The sequence below is a fragment of the Cellulomonas algicola genome, from assembly GCF_003851725.1.
GTDB lineage: Bacteria > Actinomycetota > Actinomycetes > Actinomycetales > Cellulomonadaceae > Cellulomonas > Cellulomonas algicola.
Genome location: NZ_BHYL01000524.1, coordinates 1 through 383 on the forward strand (window position 1 = coordinate 1; position 383 = coordinate 383).

General features: G+C 81.7%; 1 protein-coding gene. It reads right to left on the reverse strand.

Translation table 11 applies throughout. From position 1 onward, the window contains the following. Positions 1-383 (reverse strand): hypothetical protein (locus tag CTKZ_RS21935; RefSeq protein WP_200829889.1); only part of this gene is annotated, 383 nt, incomplete at both ends.

The following is a 383-nucleotide window of genomic DNA, read 5'->3' on the forward strand; positions in this document are numbered from 1 at the left end:
GCACCGGGACGCCGTCGGCGCCGGGCACCGCGCCGAGGCCGGCGGTCGGCGGCGTCACGTCCACGTCAGGCGGCGGCACGTCCGTGAGGACGAGGCGCACGTCGGCGCCGGTCGCCGCGGCCGCCGCCGTGCGCCGCTGCTCGCCGGTCGTCCCGACGTGCACCGCGGCCAGCGCCCCGGTCGCCGTCGCGAGCGTGACGAGGACGACGGGCACCGCGTACACGGCCGCACGCCGTGCGACCTGGCGCGCCGCGAGCGGGACCACGAGACCCGAGCGCGGGCCGACCAGGCGCGCGACGAGCCCGGTCACCCACGGAAGCAGCGCGGCCGCGAGCAGCGCGACGGCGAGCACGCCGAGCGGGACCGCGGCGACGGCCGCGGGC